This window comes from Arthrobacter sp. PAMC25284 (genome assembly GCF_019443425.1).
Taxonomy (GTDB): Bacteria; Actinomycetota; Actinomycetes; order Actinomycetales; family Micrococcaceae; genus Arthrobacter; species Arthrobacter oryzae_A.
Map to the genome: position 1 here is coordinate 3,648,455 of NZ_CP080382.1, position 20,261 is coordinate 3,668,715.

11 protein-coding genes and 2 pseudogenes are annotated in these 20,261 nt (G+C 66.5%); 9 read left to right on the forward strand and 4 right to left on the reverse strand.

Features of this window, described 5'->3' with window-relative positions; translation table 11 throughout:
• Position 1: 1 nt before the first annotated feature.
• Positions 2 to 823, reverse strand: coding sequence for a LysM peptidoglycan-binding domain-containing protein (locus tag KY499_RS16835; protein WP_219885884.1), 822 nt, complete (start codon positions 821 to 823; stop codon positions 2 to 4).
• Positions 824 to 968: 145 nt separating this feature from the next.
• Here KY499_RS16835 and KY499_RS16840 point away from each other — a divergent pair, with 145 nt between their 5' ends.
• The gene (locus tag KY499_RS16840) at positions 969 to 1,607 is read left to right on the forward strand and encodes a hypothetical protein (RefSeq protein WP_308813058.1); all 639 of its coding nucleotides are present in this window, start codon (positions 969 to 971) and stop codon (positions 1,605 to 1,607) included.
• 78 nt (positions 1,608 to 1,685) lie between these two features.
• On the opposite strand, the gene KY499_RS16845 is transcribed toward KY499_RS16840, so the two are convergent.
• Positions 1,686 to 1,907 (reverse strand): helix-turn-helix domain-containing protein, encoded by a 222-nt coding sequence (locus tag KY499_RS16845; RefSeq protein ID WP_123254905.1) that lies wholly within the window; start codon positions 1,905 to 1,907, stop codon positions 1,686 to 1,688.
• 154 nt (positions 1,908 to 2,061) lie between these two features.
• Here KY499_RS16845 and KY499_RS16850 point away from each other — a divergent pair, with 154 nt between their 5' ends.
• The 4 genes and pseudogenes from KY499_RS16850 to KY499_RS16865 all read left to right on the forward strand — a co-directional run bounded on the left by KY499_RS16850 (position 2,062) and on the right by KY499_RS16865 (position 10,426).
• Positions 2,062 to 2,700, forward strand: coding sequence for a hypothetical protein (locus KY499_RS16850; RefSeq protein WP_123254906.1), 639 nt, complete (start codon positions 2,062 to 2,064; stop codon positions 2,698 to 2,700).
• Positions 2,697 to 4,007: a P-loop NTPase gene (locus KY499_RS16855; protein ID WP_219885885.1), complete on the forward strand. Its 1,311-nt coding sequence runs from the start codon at positions 2,697 to 2,699 to the stop codon at positions 4,005 to 4,007. The genes KY499_RS16850 and KY499_RS16855 overlap by 4 nt, the downstream gene beginning before the upstream one ends.
• 58 nt (positions 4,008 to 4,065) lie before the next feature.
• A pseudogene (locus KY499_RS16860) lies at positions 4,066 to 8,927 on the forward strand (NAD-glutamate dehydrogenase).
• A gap of 29 nt (positions 8,928 to 8,956) precedes the next feature.
• Complete coding sequence (locus tag KY499_RS16865; protein WP_123254909.1) at positions 8,957 to 10,426, forward strand: sensor histidine kinase; 1,470 nt, start codon at positions 8,957 to 8,959, stop codon at positions 10,424 to 10,426.
• Positions 10,427 to 10,623: 197 nt separating this feature from the next.
• Here the strand turns inward: KY499_RS16865 and KY499_RS16870 are convergent, their stop codons facing one another.
• Positions 10,624 to 10,872: a WhiB family transcriptional regulator gene (locus KY499_RS16870; protein ID WP_015937605.1), complete on the reverse strand. Its 249-nt coding sequence runs from the start codon at positions 10,870 to 10,872 to the stop codon at positions 10,624 to 10,626.
• Between the two features lie 237 nt (positions 10,873 to 11,109).
• On the opposite strand from KY499_RS16870, the gene KY499_RS16875 reads away from it, so the two are divergent.
• Positions 11,110 to 11,622 (forward strand): hypothetical protein, encoded by a 513-nt coding sequence (locus KY499_RS16875; RefSeq protein ID WP_308813059.1) that lies wholly within the window; start codon positions 11,110 to 11,112, stop codon positions 11,620 to 11,622.
• Positions 11,623 to 11,665: 43 nt separating this feature from the next.
• Here KY499_RS16875 and KY499_RS16880 read toward each other — a convergent pair whose 3' ends face one another.
• On the reverse strand, positions 11,666 to 15,694 hold the full coding sequence (locus tag KY499_RS16880) for an FtsK/SpoIIIE domain-containing protein (RefSeq protein WP_219887058.1): 4,029 nt from the start codon (positions 15,692 to 15,694) through the stop codon (positions 11,666 to 11,668).
• A 514-nt stretch (positions 15,695 to 16,208) separates the two neighbouring features.
• Here KY499_RS16880 and glf point away from each other — a divergent pair.
• From glf to KY499_RS16895, 3 genes and pseudogenes are all read left to right on the forward strand, one after another.
• Entirely contained in the window at positions 16,209 to 17,396 is a 1,188-nt protein-coding gene (gene glf / locus KY499_RS16885) for a UDP-galactopyranose mutase (protein WP_219885886.1), read from the forward strand.
• Positions 17,393 to 19,391: pseudogene (locus tag KY499_RS16890) on the forward strand (glycosyltransferase). The gene glf and the pseudogene KY499_RS16890 overlap by 4 nt, the downstream one beginning before the upstream one ends.
• Positions 19,392 to 20,261, forward strand: a complete 870-nt coding sequence (locus KY499_RS16895) for an ABC transporter permease (protein ID WP_123254913.1) — start codon at positions 19,392 to 19,394, stop codon at positions 20,259 to 20,261. It begins immediately after the preceding pseudogene.

A 20,261-nucleotide genomic window follows, 5' to 3' on the forward strand; every position in this document is an offset into this window, starting at 1 on the left:
ATCAGGTCCGGGGCGGAAGGCGGAGGACCTGACCCGGGTGCAGCAGGTGGGGATCGTCTCCGATGACTTCCCTGTTGGCCTGGTAGAGGCGGGGCCAGGCCCTGGCGATATCGACCTCGGAAGCGTAGGGGCCCAGTGCCGCTGCCGTAAGGCTCCAGAGCGAGTCTCCTGTACGGACTGTCACAACGGGAATAGCCCCGGTCTGCTCGGCTGAGCGCAGCTGCCGGGTAGCGAGGGAGCCTGGTTCCACGGCCGGGGCAGGAGGTTTCCACCGCGGATCGATTCCGGCGGGACCGTCGTCAAACCGTTCATTCCGGGGTGTGGCCGGCAACCACGGCACGGTTGCCGGTGCCCGGGCACCCGCTGCGTGGCCGCTGTCCACCACCCTGTCGGCTCGGGGCGACAAGGTGTCCGCTGGGACCAAGGCAGCCGCTACGGAAAACTCAACTGTCCGGGGCACACCGAGCCCAGCGTGCGGAGCGGAAGCGCTGGCGAGCGGGGCAGCGACCAGCTGAAGCCCAAAGACGGCGAGGGCCAGACGTCGCATAAAGACCGGGCTCAGCGACCCGGCGACGGCAGCGGCGCGAGTCCGGCCGCTCCGTTCCAGCGCGGCTGCAGTGATCGCAATTACGGCGGAGGTCGCCCACCAGCCAAGCACGATCAGTCCGGCCAGCGTCGCTGCGAGTCCGATCTGGTCCTCGAAGCCCATGGTCTGCCGGCCGCCCGGAGGATGCTGCCACCGTTGTACGAGGCTGTTCCCCGTGGCTGCCAGGAAGCCTCCCAGCAGCAGGATCACGGCAGCTACCGCGGCATCGTCCCTCATGGTGCCTGGAGTTCCATGTTTCGGTGATTCCGTCGTATCCATCGGGTGACCACCCTTTGATTAGATGTCTGTTGATGATGTTTGATCTTGTTTGAGACAGTTTGAACTCTCCTGAGGTCATTTGTCTAGACAGGGAGGGAGGGTTGTGAACGCAACAAGCCGGAGCCCCATTGATCCCTGCGGCAGACGTGCCTACGCTGACGCCATGCGTTGGGAGGCCTTGTTTGACGATCTCGAGACCCAGGCGGCCGCAAGCGAACGGCTGGACTTCGACGCGGAAGTCGCCGAGCGGGCGCGTCTGGACGGTGCCGCGGTTGAACTTGGGGACCGGCTCCGGGGGTCCCTTGGCGTGAATATCCGGGTCCGGCTAACCATGGGGACCGTGCTTGAAGGAACGGTAGGCCACGTCGGGCGCCAGGCGCTGGTGCTCCTCGAACCGCGGCACCAGATCCTCGTTCCCTACACAGCGGTGATCCAGTACACCGGTCTGGGGCGCCTCGCGGTGACGGAACCGCCGGGCGTCCATCACCGGCTGAGCCTGGCGAGTTCGCTGCGCGGGCTGGCCCGGGACCGCTCACTACTGTCGGTCCTGGTCACCTCCGGGCAGGCCCGGCCGGAGGAGCCTGCGCTCCATGGCGTTATCGACCGGGTGGGGCAGGATTTCCTGGACCTGGCCCTGATCCATGCGGGTGAAGACCGGCGGGCGGCCAATGTACGCGACGTCGCGACCATCCCTTTTCAGGCACTGGCGGGTATCCGGTCTGCCCGGGCCGCCGTCGGGTAGGGAATACAGCTCCGGGCCTCCCCATGGCGGGTCCATGCGGTGGCCTGCCCGCCGGCAAGGGTCGGGGCGCTCCCGGCGTCAGTTGCCGGCTGACTTGGCTTTGGCCTCTTCAATCATCCGGCTGGCCTCGGCATACCGCTCCTCGATGTACTGCTCAAGCATCTTTTCCTCAACACGCCACTGTCCGCGCCCACCGACCTGAATCGCTTTGAGTTCACCACTGCGGACCAGAGCGTAGGCAGCGGGGGAGTTGATCTGGAGCTGCTCGGCAACATCTGCGAGGGTCAGGAATCGTGGCATGCTCTCATTTTGCCACTGTTGCCGTCATACGGGGCCGTTATCCACAGTTTGTGCGTGTTTGGCTTTGTCTCTTCCGCCGGGACCTTTTGGACGTGAGAATGGTGGAATCCGGCACCCAGGGTGCGGGCGGCGACGGCAGTGGGGAGCAGTACGTATGAGTGGCAGTGTCAACGCGGCACGATTGAAGAAGCCGTCCTGGAAAGATCCCCGGCTCCTCATCGGCATACTGCTCGTCCTGGCCTCGGTTGTTGGTGTCGTCTCGCTCGTCGGTGCCGCGGACCGCACCTCCGAGGCCTACGCGGCCAGGGAATCGATTGCCGTCGGTGAGACGCTGACGACGGACAAGCTGTACCTGGTCAGGGTCCGTCTCGGCGACGTGGCCGGGCATTACCTGACGCCGGAGACAGGCCTGCGTGACGGACTCGTTGCAGTGCAGCGGATCGGCAAGGACCAGCTGCTCCCGCGCGAAAGCGTCGGGCCGGTCGACAGTCTGAACCGCAAACCGGTGGCTGTCACCATCGAAGAGAGCCTCCCGGTGCAGGCCGTGGCCGGCTCCCGGGTAGACGTCTGGGTCGCACTCCCGGATGCCCGCAACGGCTTCAACGATCCGGACCTGCTGCTGCCGGGCGCCGAAATCGCAGAGATCACCGCGGGCAGCACCGCCCTGGGATCGTCCCGTTCCACTGTCGTGATGGTCCTTGTCCCGGACGCCCAGATGCCCAGACTCCTCGGGGCGCAGGCCAACAAGGCGAAGATATCGGTTGTCTGGAACCCCGGGGGAGCCTCGCGATGAACATTCCTGTTGTCACGGTGGGGCACGCGCGGGATGATCTCGTCGGTGGCCTTGAGCGCCTCCACGGTCCGGTCTCCGTGGTCCGGCGGTGCGGTGAGCTCGCTGAACTGCTCGCCGCTTGCCAAAGCGGACTGGCGCGCGCCGCCGTCGTGGCTGACGGCAGTGAAGAGTTGACGGCATCCATGGTGGACCGCCTGTCCGCGGTCGGAGTGGCCGTGGTCGCCCTGACAGACAGCGGCGCGGAAATGACCCGGTTGCACGGGATCGGCGTCGCGGCGGAGCCGCGTGCCGTTGATCCGGCGGCACTTGCGCTTCGAATCTCCGCCGCCGTGGCCCAGCTCGGTGGCGCGGGTCCCAGGCCGCACCTGGCCGCCGGGAGGTTCGCTGACCCCGGTCCTTCACCGCTCCCCGCCGGCCCGGGGCCGGCCAGCGCAGCGGCCGCTGCGGGCCGCGGGACGATTATTGCTGTTTGGGGGCCGTGCGGCTCGCCCGGCAGGAGCCTCGTGGCCGCCAACATCGCCGGGGAGCTGGCGGCCGAAGGCAAGTCCGTGATGCTGGTGGACGCCGACAGCTACGGCGCGAGCATCGCTGCGATGCTCGGGCTGTTGGACGAGGCGGCCGGTCTCGCGCAGGCCTGCCGGCTGGCAGACCAGGGGGTGCTCGAACCTGATGCGCTGCTCAAAATTGCGACGCCGCTGGCCACCGGGGCGGGGACGCTCCATGTGCTCACCGGAATTACCAGATCGGACCGGTGGACGGAACTCCGGGCTGCGGCCCTGTCCCTCGTCCTGGAACGGGCGAGGGACGTTGCCGCGGTCACCGTCATCGACACCGGCTTCTGTCTGGAGGCCGACGAAGAACTGAGCTTCGACACGATGGCGCCGCGCCGCAACGCGGCCACGCTCCGGTCGTTGGAGCTGGCTGACACCATCTTTGTTGTCGGAGCCGCAGACTCGATTGGAGTCCCGCGGCTCGTCCGGGGCCTCGCCGAGCTGGCGGCGGCGGTGCCCGATGCTGCCCCCCGGGTGGTGCTGAACAAGGTCCGTCCGTCGTCCGTGGGCCGCTCTCCCGAGCGTCAATTGCGCGAGGCGTGGGAACGGTACGGTCCGGCGGTACCGCTTTCGGCGTTCCTGCCGGCGGATCCCGACGTGTGCGACGCGGCGCTGCTCGCCGGCTCGCTACTGCTGGAGGCGCACCCCGAATCGCCCCTCCGGAAGTCGATTGCCCGACTGGTTTGTGCAACCGACCAGCAAAAACGCAAAACCTCTGTCTTTACTGCCACAGCGAAGCGCCGGGCAAAGGGTTAGGGTCATCGTAGAGGCCGCAAAGAAGCGGCAATGAACTTCTTGATGGAGGCGTTTGTCGATGTCGTCTGAGTCCAGCGTGGATGATCAAACAGTCTCGGTGGGTGCCGGCGACGGCTACCTCGGTGACTACTACGAGCACCTCGCAGAGGAAGACGCCCGCTCCTATGCCACGGACGTCCTGTCCGCCCGTGCCGGGATGCACTATCGGCTGGCCGCCCAGCGGCACCCGGGTACGGCCAAGGTTTCCATCGTCGATGAGCCGGACTGCAGCGTCGTTTACATCGTCACCGATGACATGCCCTTCCTGGTCGACTCGGTCAACGCCGAGCTCGTGCGGCAGAATGCCCCGATCCATCTCGTCCTGCACCCCCTCTTTGTTGTCACCCGAAACCGCGAAACCGGAACGCTGGTAAAAGTCGCCCGGGTTCCCTCCCACCTCGGCATCTCCAGCGGTGACACCGCGGCCATGCCCAACCTGTCCGCCTTGATTGCCCAGGGTGACAACGCCTCGCACATGGAATCCTGGATCGCCGTCGAAATCGACGCTGTGGACGACGAAGCGCGCAAGGAGCTGACCGAAGGGATCAGCCGTGTGCTCGGCGACGTCCGTGCCGCAGTCGAGGACTGGCAAAAGATGCGGTTCAAGGCCCTCGAGATCGCCAGCGAACTGGAGAAGGTGGTCCACCCCGACCAAATCGCGGAAGTCCGGCAGGCCTCGGACCTGTTGCGCTGGATGGACGATGGTAATTTCACTTTTCTCGGCTACCGCGCCTACGACCTCACGAATGACGCGGGCGAGGACGTCCTGGCCCTGCGCGATGAGAGCGGCCTGGGCCTGCTCCGGCACGCCGATAAGCGCCAGATCCATCACCTGACCGAGGCCGGACGCAAAAAAGCGCGCGAGAAACGGGCCCTGGTCATCACTAAAGCCAACTCCCGTTCCACCGTGCACCGGCCGGCTTACCTTGACTACATCGGCGTTAAGAGCTTCGACGCTGCCGGCAACGTCAATGGCGAACGCCGCTTCATTGGTCTGCTGGCCACCAGCGCCTACTCCGGTTCCGTCCGGGACATCCCGGTTGTCCGGGAGAAAGTAGCCGCCGTGCTGCGGGACGCCGGATTCCCGCCGGATTCGCACTCGGGCAAGGACTTGCTGGGCATTCTGGAAACGTACCCGCGCGATGAGCTTTTCCAGATCGAAATCCCGGACCTGGCTGCCACCGTCACGGGCATCCAGCGGCTGCAGGAGCGCCGCCGGACGCGGTTGTTCCTCCGGCCGGACACCTACGGCCGGTTCATGTCCGCCGTTGTATACCTGCCCCGCGACCGCTACACCACCAACGTGCGGCTGCGCATCGAACAGGAACTGCGGGAGACCTTCGACGCCGTCACCATCGACTTCGAGGCGCGGATGACCGAATCCGCCCTGGCCCGGCTGTTCTTCCGCATCCGGCTGCCGAAAGACGCGGATGTCAGCGACGTCAACGCCCAGGAGCTGGAGAAGCGACTGGTCCGGGCGGCACGTTCCTGGAGCGAGGGCATCGCCGAGGTCCTGCAGGCAAAGACCGGGACTTACGGTGCAGACAGGGCGGCAGAGCTGGCCTCGCTGTGGGCCGAGGCCTTCCCCGCCGGCTACCGCGTGGACTACGAGGTCGAGGACGCCCTCGAGGATATCGATCGGTTCGAAAAATACGGTGCTGCGGCAGAACGTGCCGGGGACGGCGTGGCGGATAAACCGGGCGTGCACGTCTACCTGCCGGTGGGCGCCGGAGCAACACTGGAAGAGGACGCACGCGTCAAGCTCTACATGCTGGAACCCAAGAGCCTCAGCCAGATCCTGCCGTACTTCCACAACCTGGGCCTTGAGGTTCTGGATGAACGCCCGTTCGAGATCCAGACCGCGGACGGCCGCGACTTCTTCCTGTACGACCTGGGGCTGAAGTACCCGGCCGGGATCGAGCCCCTCGCCACCGGAGCGCTGCTGGCGGAGTCGTTCGGCGCCGCCGTGACCGGGATGGTCGAGTCGGACAGTTTTGACAGGCTGGTGCTCCGTGAAGGCATGCACTGGCGTCAGGTCGTTGTGCTGCGCGCCTATGCCAAATACATGCGCCAGATGGGCAATACCAACTCCTTCGGATTCCTGGCCGACACGTTGCTGGCGAACCCGGACGTGACCCGTGCGCTGGCCGCACTGTTCGAGGCCCGCTTTGACCCCGCCATTGACGACGCAGACCGCGGCGTACGCCAGGACGCAGTGCTTGTTGGGCTGGACGCCGCCATTGAGCAGGTCGCAACCCTGGACGCCGACCGGATTCTGCGGACATTTTCCAACCTCATCCAGGCGACTCTGCGGACCAACTACTTCCAGAACAAGACTCACCTCAGCTTCAAACTTGATCCGGCAGGCATCGAGGGGCTGCCGTTCCCGCGTCCGGTGTATGAGATTTGGGTCTACTCTCCCCGGGTCGAGGGAGTGCACCTGCGCTTCGGCAAGGTCGCCCGCGGCGGGCTCCGCTGGTCGGACCGGAGGGAGGACTTCCGCACCGAGATCCTCGGCCTCGTCAAGGCCCCAGACCGTCAAGAACGCGGTGATCGTTCCTACCGGGGCCAAGGGCGGGTTCTACGCGAAGCAGCTGCCGGACCCGGCCGCCGACCGGGGCGCCTGGATGGCCGAGGGCATCGAAAGCTACAAGACCTTCATCAGCGGTCTCCTGGACATCACCGACAACCTGGTCGCGACCGGCGGGGACGAGACTCTCGTGCCGCCCTCCGACGTCGTCCGCCATGACGACGACGATTCCTACCTGGTCGTCGCTGCCGATAAGGGCACGGCCTCGTTCTCCGACATCGCCAACTCCCTGGCCGCCGACTACGGCTTCTGGCTCGGCGATGCCTTCGCATCCGGCGGGTCGGTGGGCTACGACCACAAGGCGATGGGCATCACCGCCCGCGGCGCGTGGGAATCGGTAAAGCGCCACTTCAGCGAACTGGACGTCGACACCCAGACCGAGCCCTTCACCGTCGTGGGCGTCGGCGATATGTCCGGCGATGTCTTCGGAAACGGCATGCTTCTCTCGAAGCACATCAGGCTGCTCGCGGCGTTTGACCACCGGCACATCTTCCTCGACCCCAGCCCCGACGAGGCGGTTTCCTTCACCGAGCGGCAGCGGCTCTTCGAGCTGCCGCGGTCCTCATGGGACGACTACGACAAGTCGCTGATCAGCGAAGGCGGCGGCGTGTTCGCCCGCCACGCCAAGTCCATCCCCGTCTCCGGCCAGATCCGGGCAGCGCTGGGACTGCCGGACGGAACCACCCAGCTGAGCCCGCCGGAACTCCTGCGCGCAATTCTGCTCGCCCCCGCCGATCTGCTCTACAACGGCGGCATCGGCACCTATGTCAAGGCCAGTACAGAGTCGAACGCTGAAGTCGGCGACAAAGCCAACGACTCCATCCGGGTTGACGGCAACGAATTGCGCGTCAAGGTCGTCGGCGAGGGCGGCAATCTCGGCATGACGCAGCGCGGACGCATCGAGGCGGCGCTGCAGGGTGTCATTCTCAACACGGACGCGATCGACAACTCCGCCGGCGTCGACTGCTCCGACCACGAGGTCAACATCAAGATCTTCGTCGACCGGATGGTGGCGGCGGGCAAGCTGGATACGGCCGAACGGTCGCAGTTCCTGGCCTCCATGACCGACGAAGTCGGCCGGCTGGTCCTCGAAGACAACATCGACCAGAACATCCTGTTGCTCAATGACAGGATGAGGGTTGCCGAATGGAGCCCCAGCTACGAGCGCCTCATGGACTGGCTGGACAAGTACGCCGGGCTTAAGCGCGACCTCGAGGCGCTGCCCAGCACCGCCACGCTGCGTGAACGGTTGGCACTGGGCCAGGGGCTGACCTCCCCGGAACTCTCGGTCCTGGCCGCCTACGCCAAGATCGAGCTGACGACGGCATTGCGTGAGAGCGATCTGGCCGATGATCCCTGGTTCCGGGCGACGCTCCGGGCCCTATTTCCCGCAGCAGCTGCGGGAACGGTTCGACGCCGAACTGGACACGCACCCGCTGCGCCGGGAAATCATCGCGACCATCGTGGCCAATGACATGATCAACCTCGGCGGCATCACGTTCGCATTCCGGGCCATCGAGGAGACCTCAGCCACCGAGGCTGCGCTCGCGAAGGCGTTTATCGCGCTCCGTGATGTCTACGAACTGGACGTTATGGTCGCCGAACTCAACGAGCTGCCGGCGTCATTCCCGACCGAGCACTGGAGCGCCGTCCACCTGGACATCCGCCGGCTCCTGGACCGCGCCGTCCGCTGGGTCATCGTCCAGGGCTACACGTCCCGGTCCATCGGCGAGATCGTGGCGGAATTCAAGCCCCTGATGGACCCCATGCGGTCCCGGCTGCTGGACTACCTGCGCGGGGATGACCGCGCCCGGGTCAACGAATACCTCGACAGGGGCCGGAGCTGGGGCCTGCCCGAGGACCTCGCGCACCGCTGGGCGGAACTGTTCGAGTCCTACGTGCTCCTTGACGTCGCCCGGATTGTCCAGGAAAGCGCCGAACCGGTCGAAGATATAGCCCGCGTGTATTACACGGTGTTCAACCGTTTCCACGCCGATTCCCTGCTCGAGCGGATTACCACCTTGCCGCGCGAGGACCGCTGGCAGGCATTGGCCCGCGCGGCCCTCCGCGACGACCTGTACTCCACGATCTCGGATATGACGTCGGCCGTGCTGCAGTGCACGGCGGCGGGCGCCCCGGCGGAGGAAAGGCTGGCGGAATGGGAGAGCCAGAACGTGGAACAACTCAGCCGGGCCAAGAGCATGTTCGACGAAGTAAACGCCCTCGAAGCGGATGACATGGCCTCACTGTCGGTAGCATTGAGGCTCTTGAGGTCAATCGTCCGGCGCTAGGAAACTTCCGCGTCGTCAATGGAGGTGCTGTGGCAATCTTTACGGACCCTATCAGGGAGCATGCTGATTTCGGGCCGGGGGATGCCGAGTGGCTGCACCTCCTGGTCGGCGACTGGCAGATGGTCGCCGACCTCGCCTTCGCCGACCTGGCGCTGTGGTTCCCGCACCCGGAGCTCGGATATGTGGCGCTGGCCCACGTCCGGCCCTCCACCACGCATACGGTGTTCCACTCCGATTTCGTGGGGGAGGGGATCCGGTCGGACCTGCTGCCACTGGTCAACAAGGCCTGGGAGAACCGCACCATTGAGCGCTCCAACGAAACGAATTGGAGCAGCGACATGGCCCTGCGGGTCGAGGCTGTGCCGATGGTCCGCAACGGCCAGACCCTCGCGATCGTCACCACGCACATGGACCTCTCCAGCTCGCGGATGCCATCGCGGCTCGAGCTCACCTACCGCCAGTGCGCCTACGATCTGCTGCGGATGGGAACACTGGGCCTGTGGCCGGATTTCGCCTCACCGACCGGGTCCCGCCGCGGTGCGCCCCGGGTGGGAGACGGCCTGATCAGGCTGGACGCCGAGGGAATCGTGCAGTACGCCAGCCCCAATGGTGTCTCCGCTTTCCGCCGCCTCGGCGACGGCGAATCGCTGGAGGGCCGGTCCCTCGCGGAGGTGACGGCCGGGCTCCTGAAGGACCGGCGAATGGTCGACGAGACCCTGCCGCTCGTCGTCACCGGCCGGATGCCGTGGCGCAGTGAAATCGAATCACGCGGAGTCAGCCTGTCGCTGCGGGCCATCCCGTTGCGCGATGAACAGCAGCGGTTTGGGGCCCTGGTCCTGTGCCGCGACGTGTCGGAGCTGCGGCGCAGGGAACAGGAACTCGTCACGAAGGACGCGACGATCCGTGAGATCCATCACCGGGTGAAGAATAATCTTCAGACCGTGGCGGCGCTGTTGCGGATGCAGTCCCGCCGGATGGTCAGCGATGAGGCCAAACAGGGGCTGGAACAGGCCATGCGGCGGGTGGCCACCATCGCGCTGGTGCACGAGACCCTGTCCCAGGGCCTGGCCCAGAGCGTTGACTTCGATGAACTCATTGGCCGCCAGTTCAGGCTTTCTGCCGAGGTGGCCTCCGGGTCGCAGCAGGTCAAGACCCAGCGGTCCGGATTGTTCGGTGAGCTCCCCAGCGACTTTGCCACGCCACTGGCCCTGGTGATCAACGAACTCGTGACCAACGCCGTTGAGCACGGGCTGGCGGGGCGCGCCGGAACCGTCCGGCTGCTCGCCGACCGTTCTGAAAACGACGACGCCGAGGAACTCCTGACCGTCACCGTGGAAGACGACGGCATCGGCTTGCCCGAATCGCCGTATGCGGAGGGTCTGGGACTGCAGATTGTCCGGACCCTGGTAACAAGCGAACTGGGCGGAACCATCCGGTGGACGGCCAGGGAGGGCGGCGGTACCGCTGTCCAGATCGTCCTCAGCCTGGCAACCCGCTAAGCCAATCCGGATTGCCGGGCCGTGCGGGAGATGGCTGCTGGTTGAGACCGGTATGCGGATCGTGCCTGGAGGCGGGCTTCCGGGAGCGTTAAACGGGAAGGGCCGCAGACCAATTCGGTCTGCGGCCCTTCCCGTCGTTAGCTGCTATCGGATGGCCCGTTCTGCCCCACAGGTGGGTGGCGTTCCGCCGGCGAAGATCAGGAGGCCCGGCGGGCCCGGGCCGCGCGGCGCTTCAGGGCACGGCGTTCATCTTCGCTCATTCCGCCCCAGACCCCGGCATCCTGGCCGGATTCCAGCGCCCACTGCAGGCAGGTGTCCACCACGGGGCAGCGCCGGCAGACGCTCTTGGCTTCCTCAATCTGCAGAAGGGCGGGCCCGGTGTTCCCAACGGGGAAAAACAACTCCGGGTCCTTTTCGAGGCACGCTGCGCGGTTACGCCAATCCATGCTGATCAGTTGCTCCAATTCTGGGAATGCGTTAAATGCCTTGTGAAATTATTCACTAGAGGCTTCATAAGAAAAGGGCCCTGTAGGCCCCCTCGATCATCTCGAATAAGCGTGTCATGTTAACGCTGTGTAAACAAGGGGTAGGAGGCGTCGAAATGCCCTAAAATCGTGAGCGATGCATCACACAGGATGGCGAAGACCTCACAAGTAGACGACTATGTCCGGTAGGGTGCCAGTGTGTCAAGACCCCCTTTGAACCCGTCTGATTCCCCCGAAAATTCCAATGAAGACTCTGCCGCGTCGACCGGCGACGGGCAGGCCGGCCCGGGAAACGGCGGGGCTGGCGATCAGCCGGTACGGCCCGGCGGAATCGTCGTCATTGCGGCTATCGTGGCGCTTGAGGCCGCCGCGCTCCTGCTGGCGGCAGGCTGGTACGGCTGGCAGCTGGTGACCGGGGCGCCCGTGCTCTCCTTCTGGGGCGCTGTCTTCACCCTGGCCCTGCTGCTTGCGCTTTCCACCTGGCTGTTTGCCGTCGCCCGCTTTCTGCTCCGCGGCTACCGCTGGCCGAGGGCCGGGGCCCTCGTGGCCCAGCTTCTCGTCCTGACCATCGGGTTCCCGACGGCCACTGGAGGCTATGCCGCTGCCGGTGCGGCAATGCTGGTGCCGGCTGCCGCCGCGATTGTGCTCTTGTTCGACAAACGGGTCGTCGCCTACACCTCCCGCGTTGGCGACGCCCCGCCCGCATTGTAGATACTGCGCAGCACCGCCCGCCTGCCTATGAGAGCAGGGGCGGCTAACCGGTCCGGAGCCCTTCCGGCCCGGCGAGCTGCACGGCTTTCGCGCGGCCCTCCGAAACGACGAGGGCCCGTCCCGGAGGCGGACTGGCTTCTTGTTCGAACCGGATTCCGAACAGGTCCCCGTCCATGAGGGTCCTCGGCCGGATCAGAATGCCCCGGCCCTGGCTGCGGGCGTTCAGGGCCAGAGGCACCCGTTGCTGGAGGGAGGCGGCATACCCGGCGGTGAAAATGACCGCCCAACCGAGGCTGTTCAGAGTGAGCAGCAGCGCATTGGTGTGTTCAGACTGCTGGTCCAGGTCATCAGCCAGCAGGATAGCGGTGCGGTCCAGTGTCCCGGCGAGCGCCATCGCATGCAGCTCTGACCAATAGTGTTCCGGGTCTGTGCCGTCCTTCGGCGGCCGCAAGAAGCCGACGGCCGGGTTCAGGTCCGGGAGAACCGCCAGGAACGTGCTCTTGCCGGCCCCGGCCCCGCCGAGGACGGCGGAGACGCTGCCTGCCGGAACCGAAACCCGCGCCGGCATCAGCTCGTCTCCTCCCACCCCGACGCACAACAGCCGATGGGAGGATGGCCGTTGCGGCAGCGCTGACGAATCCGGCTGACCCCCGGAGCTCTCTTCCGGGGCAGTTCCGGGAGCCACCGGGTCCGGGTCCGCTGCTGCGGTGCTGCCCGGAGCCGGGGTGCCGTTGCGCTTCCTTAGCTCCGCCACCGTAACAAGCGCAGGCAGTGCCTCGATCCGGAACGGCCTGACGCGGACGGGCACGGCGGCCCAGTGCCCGGCGGCCGGGGCCACCGGTTCGAACAGCTGGCCCGCATGCCCGGTGGCCGCCGCGCTCTCCACAAACGCCCCGAAAACGGCTACCCGGCCCGGCACCGGTTCCAGCTCCGGCAACCGGGGCCAGGCGAGGCGGCCCTCGTCGGTTGAGCCCACGGGCAGGAACGCCCGGTTGGGGATGGCCGCAAAAAACCTCGACGTGACAAGCTCGCGTTCTCCGGACATCACGACGGTGAGTCCGGCACGGGAACCGTCGCGGACTATGTCGAGGACAAGGTCTTCGGCCCAGGACAGTGGGCCGGACCGGAACGCCGATACCCAGGATCCCCAGCCGCCAATGACCAGGACAAGGGGAGGAGCGTCTTGGGATTGCGGCCCCGCAACGCGCCGGGTCATTTCGCAGGCAAGGCGTTCGAGCACTCTCACCGCCCGGCGGAGCTCCGCCAGGCCGGCCACGGCGCCGGTACGCGGACAGGCTGCTGCCGCGCCGAAACGGCCCGCGGCATCAAGAATGTACACGTGGAACTCCACCGGCCCGGACAGCAACTGCGCGACGGTCAGTGCCAGAGCCGCGTCGGCCGCCCCCGCCGCCCCGCCGACCAGCCCGAGGTGCCCGTGCCGCCGGGGACTCCAGCGCAGCCCGGCCACCCGCTGCTCTTCAGGAAGATCCACCCGCCCGAGGCGGACCGTGTCGGGCGGATCATTCGGTTCATTCGGTTCAGGCGGTGCGTCGGGCGCGGCTGCCGGCCCGGCGAGGAGCGGCCATGTATCAGGTCCGGCCGGGTGCGGATACGGCAGCAGGGCGGGAAGCGGATCTGCCACGGGATGGTGGGGCGGGGCACCGCCGCGGGCTGTCCACAGCCGGACCGTTGCTTCTACCAGGGGCGTCGCGGCCTCGGCCGGGGTCCGCTCTGCGGGTTGCCCGCACACGCTGGCTCCGTGCCAGCTGTCGGTAACGGTCACGGCCGCGGCCCGCGGGCCTGTCAGGACCTCCCGGGCGGTGTCCACGCTGATCGCGGGGTCAGCCTCAGCCGCAGGGGCGGCCGCAGCGGCCATCGTCGCTGTCTGGAACTCCTCCGGAGCCTCGTTTCCACGGGTCAGGTAAGCGCGCCCGGGCCGGTCCCGCGGAATACCGGCAGCAAGCCGGGAATTCATCACATCGATCGACTCCGGGTCGGACTGGACCCGCAGGACGACGCAACTGGTGACGTTGGCGCGGATATCGGCGGTCACGGCCCCTTGCGGGCGCTGGGTGGCCATCACAAGGTGAACCCCCAGCGATCGTCCGATCGCCGCTATCCGCATGAGTTCCGTGAGCGCAGCGGGTGCGTCCTCCACCAGCATCCGGAACTCATCAATCACAATGACGAGATGCGGCAGCGGCGGGCCGGGCAGCGCCAATGACTCGTACGCCGCGAGGTCGGGCGCCTGTGCGGCCGCGAGCAGTTGTTCACGGCGCCTGACCTCAGCCCGAAGCGAAACCAGGGCCCGCCCGACGCCGTTTGCGTTCAGATCGGTGAGCATGCCAACGCAGTGCGGCAGCCCGGTCAACGGCCCGAGGCCGGAGCCGCCCTTAAAGTCGATAAAGAGGAGGTTGACGCGTTCCGGGGGATAGCCGGCCGCGAGGCCCGCTGCCAGGGTGCGCAGAAATTCGGACTTCCCGGATCCCGTTGTGCCCGCCACCAGGAGGTGCGGGCCGTCCGTCTGCAGGTCCAGGAGCACGGGGCCGCGGACGCCGGCGCCGACCGGGACAGAGAGCCCTGGTGTTTGGTGCGCCCAGCTCCAGCGCCGCGCAATGTGAGTCTCCTCAAGCGGCAGAACGTCGGCGAGCACACACACGTCGGGAACAGCGGACGGCTGCGCCTGTCGGGTGCTCTCTCTGGCGGCGAGGCCGCGGCAGCATTTGTCGAACACCGGACCGGGTACCACGTCGGGAATGAAGCGGACAGAGACGGGACCGGTGATCAGCCGGCCACAGCGCTCGCCGAGACGGATCGCAGTGCCGTCCCCGGGCCCGGGGACGGGGGCGCAATCGATCACCCTCCAGCCATGGCCGGCCGCCGCGGCACGAAGCACGGCGGCGGCATCGCATGGGCGCTGGAGCGGCGGGTCAGGCGCCGCGGGCAGCTGGGGGTCCGTCAACGGCCCGTCCGGTCGGCCGCCCCGGCCCGTGGAGCCCGACGGTGCGGTGCCGCCGGGGTCCAGGATGATCAGCAGGCCGTCGTCGAACCCCTCCCCGGGACCGGCTGCCAGCGACGCAGCCGTCTCTGCCGGCTCCGCCGACAGTGACACTCCCGGCAGGAAACGTGCCGGGAACGGGAGCGTCTCAGCGCTGCCATGCACGAGGACGCGGGTGCGCCGGGCCAGCGGGTAGCCGGCGAGCTGGATGACGAGGGACCGGACCAGCCCCTGCACGGCCTGGTGGGGACCGCGGATCGTGACCAGCGCAGCCGACGGGTCCAAGACCAGCGGGACCAGGCCGAGGGCAGGCGGTACAAACCCGCTGCGAGGCGGTTCCAGCCGGAGATTCGCCGGCTGTTCTGCCAGCCCGAGTCGCAACCAAACGGGGCCGGACCGGCTGGCGGGCGGCTCCGGTGGGGGGTCCCCGGCTATTGCGTGGGCGGCCAGGTCCGCTGCGGACGGCGCGGACCTGCGTCGCCGTTGCCGGTCCTGCTGCGCGGCAGCGGCGACGGCCTCCCGGAGTTCGCGGCGCTGACGGCGGCCGGATACTGCCGGTGCCAGGATCGAGACCGCGGAGACGGCGGTAAAGGCCAGAAACATCCACATCCCGGTGAAGACGGCGAGTCCGACTCCGGCCAGCAGCGGCAGGGCCGCCGTCAGGATCAGGGCTGCCGGGCTGACGGGGGTGACTCCGTTACGGACCACTATCGGTTCGTCGACTGTGCCGCCGGCATCCCCCAGCCCGGTCTCCTCCGGTCCGTACCGGTCCGTACCGGTGCCGAAGCCCAGTGACATCGTTGAGTCCCCGCAACGGATCACCGACGCGGTGGTCACCGAACACGACCGGACCCGCAGCCCGTCCACAAAGGTTCCATTCGCGCTGCCCAGGTCGGCCAGGGTCACGGACGACTCTGAAACATCCAGCCGCGCGTGCTCCCGGGAAAGCCCGGCATCCGGGATCACGATGTCCGTCCCGCTGCGTCCGATCCGGAACTGCCCGCGGTGCAGGGCGAAGATCGTGCCGGCGGCGGGGGCCGCCGTGCACCGCGAGCGCCAACGCCGCGGCGGCAGATGCGCCGGCCGCCGTCGGACGCGGAATCCCGGATAAACCGTCGACGAGGATGGCCCCGTTGATCAAGGGACGTTCGCCGACCACCAGGGAAGTGAGGCGCAAACCCTGGATGAACAGTCCGCCCGTTCCGTAGCGCCGGGTGAGGGCCGCCTGCAAATGCCGTCCGGCCAGGCCCGGCGGCGCATCGATGGCGAGTTCGACCGGTTCGTGGGCCAGCCGCGAACCCGGGGCCGGGACCAGCGTGCAATGCAGCATGTTCGGGGGAGTCCTCTCGCGCGGCGTCGTCTGTGTCCGAGCCTAGGGAGAGGCATCGCCTGGCCGCCCACGGAAAAGGGTCCATGTGGATAACCGGCGCGGCAGGGGGCGCGAAACGGCCCGCTTCCCCGGCCTGCCGCCGCCGTCCCGGTCTCTTGCTTTCGGGCCCCGATCACTGATTCGGATAACGGCTCGGGTACGCTGGTGCAGCAGACAATGCGCAACATTGCGCTGCCCGCATTCGAATCAGGAGAGTTTGTGACCGCTGACCTTGTCATCGTAGGGTCGGGCTTCTTTGGCCTGACAATCGCAGAACAGGCCGCCACTGAGCTGGGCTTGAAGGTCGTCGTCATCGACCGCCGCCACCACATTGGTGGCAACGCCTACAGCCAAAAGGAAGAGCAGACCGGCATCGAGGTCCACCGTTACGGTGCGCACCTCTTCCACACCTCCAACGACCGCGTGTGGGAGTACGTGAACCGGTTTACGACGTTCACCAACTACGTGCACAAGGTGTATGGCGTCCACAAGGGCGAGGTCTACTCGCTGCCGATCAACCTCGCCACGATCAACCAGTTCTTCCGGGCCAACCTGACCCCCGGCCAGGCCCAGGAGCTGATCCGGGAACAGTCCGGCGAACTGGCCGGCACTGATCCGCAGAACCTCAATGACAAGGGCATCCAGCTCATCGGACGCCCGCTGTACGAGGCGTTCATCAAGCACTACACCGGCAAACAGTGGCAGACGGACCCCAAAGACCTGCCGGCCGGGATCATCTCCCGCCTCCCGGTCCGGTACAACTACGACAACCGGTACTTCAACGACAAGTACGAGGGTCTCCCGACCAACGGCTATACGGCCTGGATCGAGAAGATGGCGGAGCACCCGAACATCGAAGTCCGGCTTAACACGGACTTCTTTGATGAGTCGCACGAATACAGCAAAGACAAGGTCGTCGGCACGATTCCGGTCGTCTACACCGGTCCTGTGGACCGGTACTTCGACTATGCCGAGGGCGACCTTTCCTGGCGGACCATCGACTTTGAGCAGGAAGTGCTCGAGGTCGGCGATTTCCAGGGAACGTCAGTAGTGAACTACAACGACGCCGACGTCCCGTACACCCGCATCATCGAACCGCGCCACTTCCACCCGGAACGGGACTACCAGACGGAGAAAACCGTCATCATGCGCGAGTTCTCCCGCGCGGCGGAGAAGGGCGACGAGCCCTACTACCCCATTAACACCGCCGCTGACCGCGATCGCCTGCTCAAGTACCGCGACCTGGCGGCTGCAGAACGGGACGTCCTCTTCGGCGGACGCCTGGGCACCTACAAGTACCTGGATATGCACATGGCGATCGGCTCCGCCCTGGCCATGTTCGACAACAAGATCCGCCCGCACTTCGAGAGCGGCGCCACGATCGAAAGCGGAGGAGTGGACGCATGAGCGCCGCCGAAACGACAACCGGCTGGACAACGATTCAGCGCGTCATCCTGCCCTCGGCAGACCAGACGGACACCGTTCCGCTCTACGTCGACGCCGGGACAGCCAGCGGCATCCGGCTTCGCGAGAACGATGAGCTGGCCCGCACTCCGAAACTCCCCGAAGAAAAACTTCAAATGTTCAGCTCGGGCGGACAGGCAGCGCACTTCGAGGACCTCCTGGGCCGGCACTCCATGCGGGTCCGTTCCGGAGAGCAGATCTCCTTCGGAACCTACTTCAACGCCTTCCCGGCCAGCTACTGGCGCCGCTGGACCTCCGTGCGGGATATCCGCCTCGTGGCCAGCACCCGCGGGACCGGCACTGTCACGGTCTACAAGTCGAATGCCCGCGGCTCGGTCCAGCGCGTTGACGGCCGGCACGTTGACGGCACCACCACGTCGGTCTTCGAGCTGAGCCTGAAGCCGTTCGGCGACGGCGGCTGGTACTGGTTCGATCTGGCGGCCAGCTCCGAGGAGCTGGTGCTGGAGAACGCGCAGTGGGAAACCACCGGCGGCGGCGGCCCCCGAAACCCCCGGCCAGGTCACCCTGGAAATCACCACGATGAACAAGCCGGACTTCTGTCTCAACAACGCCCGCATCCTGGCCGCGAATCCCGACGTCCTTCAAAACGTCAAGGAAATCCTGATCGTGGACCAGGGCACGCAGAAGGTCGAGGATGAGGAAGGGTTCGCGGAGGTCCGCGCCGCCCTCGGCGGGAAACTCCGGATCATCAACCAGGCCAACCTCGGCGGCTCGGGCGGCTTCGCCCGCGGCATGTACGAAGCGGTCGAGAACGGCAGCGACTACGCCCTGCTCCTGGATGACGACATCGTCGTCGAACCCGAGAGCATCGCCCGGCTGCTGACCTTCGCCGACCACTGCCGGACCCCGACCATCGTCGGCGGCCACATGTTCGACCTCTACAACCGCAGCATCCTGCACACCTTCGGTGAAGTCGTCGATCCGTACCGGTTCGTGCCGGCGGCACCGCACGCGGACATGGAGGTCCGGCACGACTTCAGCGTCGCGAATCTCCGGCAGACGGCCTGGCTGCACCGCCGGGTCGATGTGGACTACAACGGCTGGTGGATGTGCCTGATCCCGACGAAGGTGATCCGGGAAATCGGGCTGTCCCTTCCGCTGTTCATCAAGTGGGACGACGCCGAATACGGGCTGCGCGCCCGCGAAGCCGGCTTCGCCACGGTCTCGCTGCCCGGTGCTGCCGTCTGGCATGTCTCATGGATCGACAAGGATGACCTCGTCGGCTGGCAGGCGTACTTCCACGAGCGCAACCGGCTGATTGCCACGCTGATCCACAGCCCGTACCCGAAGGGCGGCCGGGTGCTGCGCGAATCCGTGCAGGCCGACGTCAAGCATCTCGTGTCCATGCAGTACTTCACCGAACATGGCCGGATCGAGGCCCTCAAGGACATCCTTAAAGGCCCGGGGGACCTGCACCAGGTCCTTGCCACCAAGCTGCCGGAAATCAACGCGCTGAAGGCCGAGTATCCGGATGCCCAGCTGAAGGAAGACGTCAACGACTTCCCCGCGCCGAAGCTGGGCCGCGGCCCCATGGGCGGGGCCGTCGTCGGGATGCCCCGGAAGAAGGACCTGATCCCGTGGGGGATCAAGACGGTGGCCCGGCAGCTGATCAAGGCCCCGGGACCCGAGAGCGCCGAGCGGCCACAGGCGTACCTGGCGCACCGCGACAACCGCTGGTTCCGGGTGGCGCACTACGACAGTGTGGTTGTCTCCAATGCAGAGGGCACGGGCGCGTCCTGGTACCAGCGGGACCCGAAGAAGCTCAAGTCGATGCTGACCGAAGCCACTGCGCTGCACCTGCGGCTGTTCCGGGAGTGGGACACCCTCGCCGAGCAGTACCGCAGCGCCGTGGCCGAGATCAGCTCGATCGAGGCCTGGAAGAAGACGTTTGAGGCGTCTTCCCGGGACGGCAGCTAGATGGCCGGTCAAGCCGACCAACTGAACACTCCCGGAAGCGGCCGCGGCCTCCTTGATGTTTACGGCGACAGGTTCCTCCTGAAGCTGCTGGTCCGTAAAGAAATCAAGGTCCGTTACCGCGGCTCCGTACTGGGCCTGCTCTGGTCCTATGTGAAGCCGCTCGTACAGTTCCTGATCTACTACGTTGCCCTCGGTATTTTCCTGAACCTGCAGCGCGGTACACCCAATTACGCCATCTACCTCTTCGCGGGCATCGTCCTGGTGAATTTCTTCACCGAGTCGCTGTCGAACGCCACGCGCTCGATTGTCGATAACCGCGACCTCATCCGGAAGATTTACCTGCCGCGGGAGCTGTTCCCGGTCGCAACCGTGTGGGTTTCGGCGGCCCATTTCTTTCCGCAGCTCGTTGTCCTGGTCGGGGCCTGCCTGCTGGTGGGCTGGACCCCAACGGTCTTCCAGCTGCTGGCCATCATTCTGGTGTTCCTGATGGTGGCTGTCCTGGCGACAGGACTGGGCCTGCTGTTCGGGGCGATGAACGTCTACTTCCGCGACTCCGAAAACATCGTGGACATGATCGTCATGGTCGTCACGTGGGCCTCGCCGGTGCTCTACGTCTGGTCGATGGTGGAGCGGGTCATGGGTCCGTGGTTCTGGGTCTACCAGCTGAACCCGATGACGGTCGCCGTCGAAGTCTTCCACTGGTCCTTCTGGGAGCCGACGCTCAATACCGATCAGGCCGTGGCCCAGGCGATCCCGCCGGATCTCTTCGGGCTCTGGCTGCCGGTCGCCATGATCATCACGCTCGGCATTCTGTTCCTGGGACAGTTGACGTTCCGCCGCCTTGCCGTCCACTTTGCACAGGAGCTTTGA